This window comes from Sphingopyxis sp. (assembly GCF_050725655.1).
Lineage (GTDB): Bacteria > Pseudomonadota > Alphaproteobacteria > Sphingomonadales > Sphingomonadaceae > Sphingopyxis.
This window is the reverse complement of the sequence record NZ_JBOHHT010000105.1, coordinates 1-3,339: the sequence shown is the minus strand read 5'-3', so window position 1 is coordinate 3,339 and position 3,339 is coordinate 1. Positions and strand designations below refer to the sequence as shown.

The following is a 3,339-nucleotide window of genomic DNA, read 5'->3' as shown; positions in this document are numbered from 1 at the left end:
GTGCGCAACAATCTGGGCGGCACGATCGCGCGCCACTGGGAACCGACCGGGCTGGTGGTCGAGATCGCGCTGCCCGCTCTATTGCAACGCGACGCAGGGCGTGGCGGGCGAGGGACCCGCGCGCGCGGATCATGCGGGTCGGCGAGCAGCCGGGGGATCAGGAGGATTTGCAGGGGCGGCCGTTCGTCGGACCCGCGGGGCAGGTGCTCAATGAGGCGCTGGAAGAAGCGGGGCTCGACCGCACCCGGCTGTTCCTGACCAACGCGGTCAAGCATTTCAAATTCGAACCGCGCGGCAAAAGGCGCCTCCACCAGAATCCGACGACGGGCGAGATCGACATGTGCCGCCGGTGGCTCGACAAGGAGCGGGCGTTCGTTCAACCCGACCTGATCGTGACGCCGCGCACGAGCGCGCTGCGCGGCGTGACGGGTAAGAGCGCGAGCATCACGTCGATGCGCGGGACGGTGCATGAGCTGGAAGGCGGGACGAAACTGATCGCGACGATCCATCCATCCATCCTGCTCCGTCTTCCCGATCGCGAACGCGCCGCGAAGGAGCGCGATATGTTCGTTGCTGATCTGGCGTTCGCGCGGAAACTCGCCGCCTGATGGCGAAGGCCAAATCCTGGATCGAGCCGCATTCGAGCGGGATTTATGTGAAGCCCGCCGACCTGTGGATCGATCCCTCGCGCCCGGTCGAGCGCGCCGCGGTGACGCATGGTCATGCCGATCATGCGCGGAGCGGCCACGGCGCGGTGTTCGCGACCCCCGAGACGCTGGCGATCATGGCGCTGCGCTATGGTGTCGATGCCGAGGCGAGCCACAATCAGGCGTATGAATATGGCGACGGGTTCGAGCGCGGCGGGGTGCGATTCAGCTTCCATCCCGCGGGGCATGTGCTTGGCAGCGCGCAGATATTGATGGAATATCGGGGCGAGCGGATCGTCGTCACCGGCGACTACAAACGCCGCCCCGATCCGACCTGCACACCCTTCGAGGTGGTGCCGTGCGACATCTTCATCACCGAGGCGACCTTTGGCTTGCCGGTGTTTCGCCATCCGCCGACCGCCGACGAGATCGCCAAGCTGATCGGCGCGGTACGCGCCGAGCCCGATCGCTCGGTGCTCGTCGGCGCCTATGCGCTGGGCAAGGCGCAGCGGGTGATCGCCGAGCTGCGCGGCGCGGGGTGGGATGCGCCGATCTATATTCATGGCGCGCTGGAGAAGATGTGCCAGCTATATGCGGTGCATGGCGTTGACCTTGGCGAGCTGCGGCTCGTCAGCGAAACCGACAAGGCCGAAATGGCGGGGCAGATCGTCCTTGCACCGCCCTCGGCGCTGAACGACCGCTGGTCGCGCCGGCTGCCCGATCCGGTGACCGCGATGGCGTCGGGCTGGATGCGCGTGCGCCAGCGTGCGCGGCAGCGAATGGTCGAATTGCCGCTGGTCATTTCGGACCATGCCGACTGGGACGAACTGACCGCGACGATCGCGCAAGTGAACCCGAAGGAAAGCTGGATCACCCACGGCAGCGAGGATGGCCTGCTGCGCTGGTGCGAACTGCATCAGCGCAAGGCGCGGGCACTGCACCTCGTCGGGCGCGATCTGGAGGAGGAGGCGTGAAGCGCTTCGCGGCCCTGATCGACCGGCTGATCTACACGCGCTCGCGCAACAGCAAGCTCGCGCTGATCGTCGATTATCTCCGCCACACGCCCGACCCCGACCGTGGGTGGGCGATTGCCGCGCTGACCGAGAGCCTCGATTTTCCTGCGGTGAAGGCTGGAACGGTGCGGACATTGCTTGCGACACGGGTCGACGAGGAATTGTTCCGCCTGTCGCGGCACTTCGTCGGCGACACGGCCGAGACGGCGGCGCTGCTCTGGCCGGAGCCAGAAAAGCCCCTCCCCTTCAGGCGAGGGGTTGGGGTGGGGGCTGTCGGCGTTGGCGCGACCTCGATGGCCCCCACCCCCAGCCCTGAAGGGGCGGGGGGATTGTCGGTCTCCGCCGCCGTCGATGCCCTCTCTGCCGCCACCCGCAGCGACGCACCCGCCATCGTCGCCTCGCTGCTCGACCGCCTCGACGCCGATGGGCGCTACGCGCTCCTCAAACTCGCGCTCGGCGGGATGCGCGTCGGGGTGTCGGCGCGGCTCGCGAAACAGGCATTCGCACAGGCGTTCGACGTGCCGGTCGATGATGTCGAGGAGCTATGGCACGCGATCCCGCCGCCCTATGCGCCGCTGTTTGCGTGGGGCGAGGGGCGGGCCGAGCGGCCGGACCTCAAGGACGTCGCTTTCTTCCGCCCCTTCATGCTCGCGCATCCGTTGGAGGAGGAAAGCGTCGACCTTGCCGATTATGCTGCCGAATGGAAATGGGACGGCATTCGTGTCCAGATCGTACGTGGTGGCAGCGGGGGCGGCGGCGAGACGCGGATATACAGCCGCGGCGGCGAGGAGATCAGCGGCGCGTTCCCCGAGCTGGTTGCGGCGTTCGATCAGGATGCGGTGATCGACGGCGAATTGCTCGTGCGCGGCGAGATGCAGGGGGGGCCAGAAACACAGGGAGGGGCGGCGAGCTTCAATGCGCTGCAGCAGCGGCTAGGCCGCAAAATCGTCTCGAAGAAGATGCTCGCCGATTACCCTGCGTTCGTACGGGTCTATGATTTGCTCGCGGTCGACGGCAACGATCTGCGCGGCCTGCCGTGGACCGAACGCCGGCGGCAGCTGGATGCGTTCGTGCCGCGGCTCGCCGGCAGCCATTTCGACCTGTCGCAAGTGATCGACGCCAGCGATTTCGGCGAGCTCGCCGAGCGCCGCGCGGGCGCACGCGATGCGGCGATCGAGGGGGTGATGCTCAAGCGCCGTGATGCGCCCTATGTGGCCGGGCGCCGCGCCGGGCTTTGGTATAAATGGAAGCGCGACCCGCTCACCGCCGACTGCGTGATGATGTATGCGCAGCGCGGCAATGGCCGCCGCGCGAGTTTCTATTCGGATTACACCTTTGGCTGCTGGAGCGAGGCGGGCGAATTGCTGCCGGTGGGGAAGGCTTATTCGGGCTTCACCGACGAGGAGCTGAAATGGCTCGACAAGTTCGTCCGCGACAACACGCTGAACCGCTTCGGGCCGGTGCGCGAGGTCGAAAAATCGCTCGTGCTCGAAGTCGCCTTCGATTCGATCCACAGCAGCAAGCGCCACAAGTCGGGACTCGCGATGCGCTTTCCGCGCATTTCGCGCATCCGCCGCGACAAGCCCGCCGAAGAGGCCGACCGCATTGCGACGCTGCAAGCGATGGTGACGTGATAACCCCTCCCCTTCAGGGGAGGGGTTGGGGTGGGGGGCCATCGG

General features: G+C 67.0%; 3 protein-coding genes. All 3 read left to right on the top strand.

All coding sequences use genetic code 11. The annotated features are described in order from the left end of the window. Nucleotides 1–131 precede the first annotated feature (131 nt). The 3 genes from ACREBX_RS15975 to ACREBX_RS15965 are packed head-to-tail and all read left to right on the top strand — an operon-like array spanning nucleotide 132 to nucleotide 3,294. Nucleotides 132–608, top strand: a complete 477-nt coding sequence (locus tag ACREBX_RS15975) for a UdgX family uracil-DNA binding protein (protein WP_431562725.1) — start codon at nucleotides 132–134, stop codon at nucleotides 606–608. Next, the gene (locus ACREBX_RS15970) at nucleotides 608–1,621 is read left to right on the top strand and encodes a ligase-associated DNA damage response exonuclease (RefSeq protein WP_431562724.1); all 1,014 of its coding nucleotides are present in this window, start codon (nucleotides 608–610) and stop codon (nucleotides 1,619–1,621) included. The genes ACREBX_RS15975 and ACREBX_RS15970 overlap by 1 nt, the downstream gene beginning before the upstream one ends. Beyond that, nucleotides 1,618–3,294, top strand: coding sequence for a cisplatin damage response ATP-dependent DNA ligase (locus ACREBX_RS15965; RefSeq protein ID WP_431562723.1), 1,677 nt, complete (start codon nucleotides 1,618–1,620; stop codon nucleotides 3,292–3,294). Before ACREBX_RS15970 ends, ACREBX_RS15965 begins: the two co-directional genes overlap by 4 nt. The last annotated feature ends 45 nt before the right edge of the window (nucleotides 3,295–3,339 follow it).

Coding starts and splice junctions, on each gene's coding strand:
- ACREBX_RS15975 (WP_431562725.1), top strand. CDS start 132: ATGCGGGTCGGCGAGCAGCCGGGGGATCAGGAGGATTTGCAGGGGCGG.
- ACREBX_RS15970 (WP_431562724.1), top strand. CDS start 608: ATGGCGAAGGCCAAATCCTGGATCGAGCCGCATTCGAGCGGGATTTAT.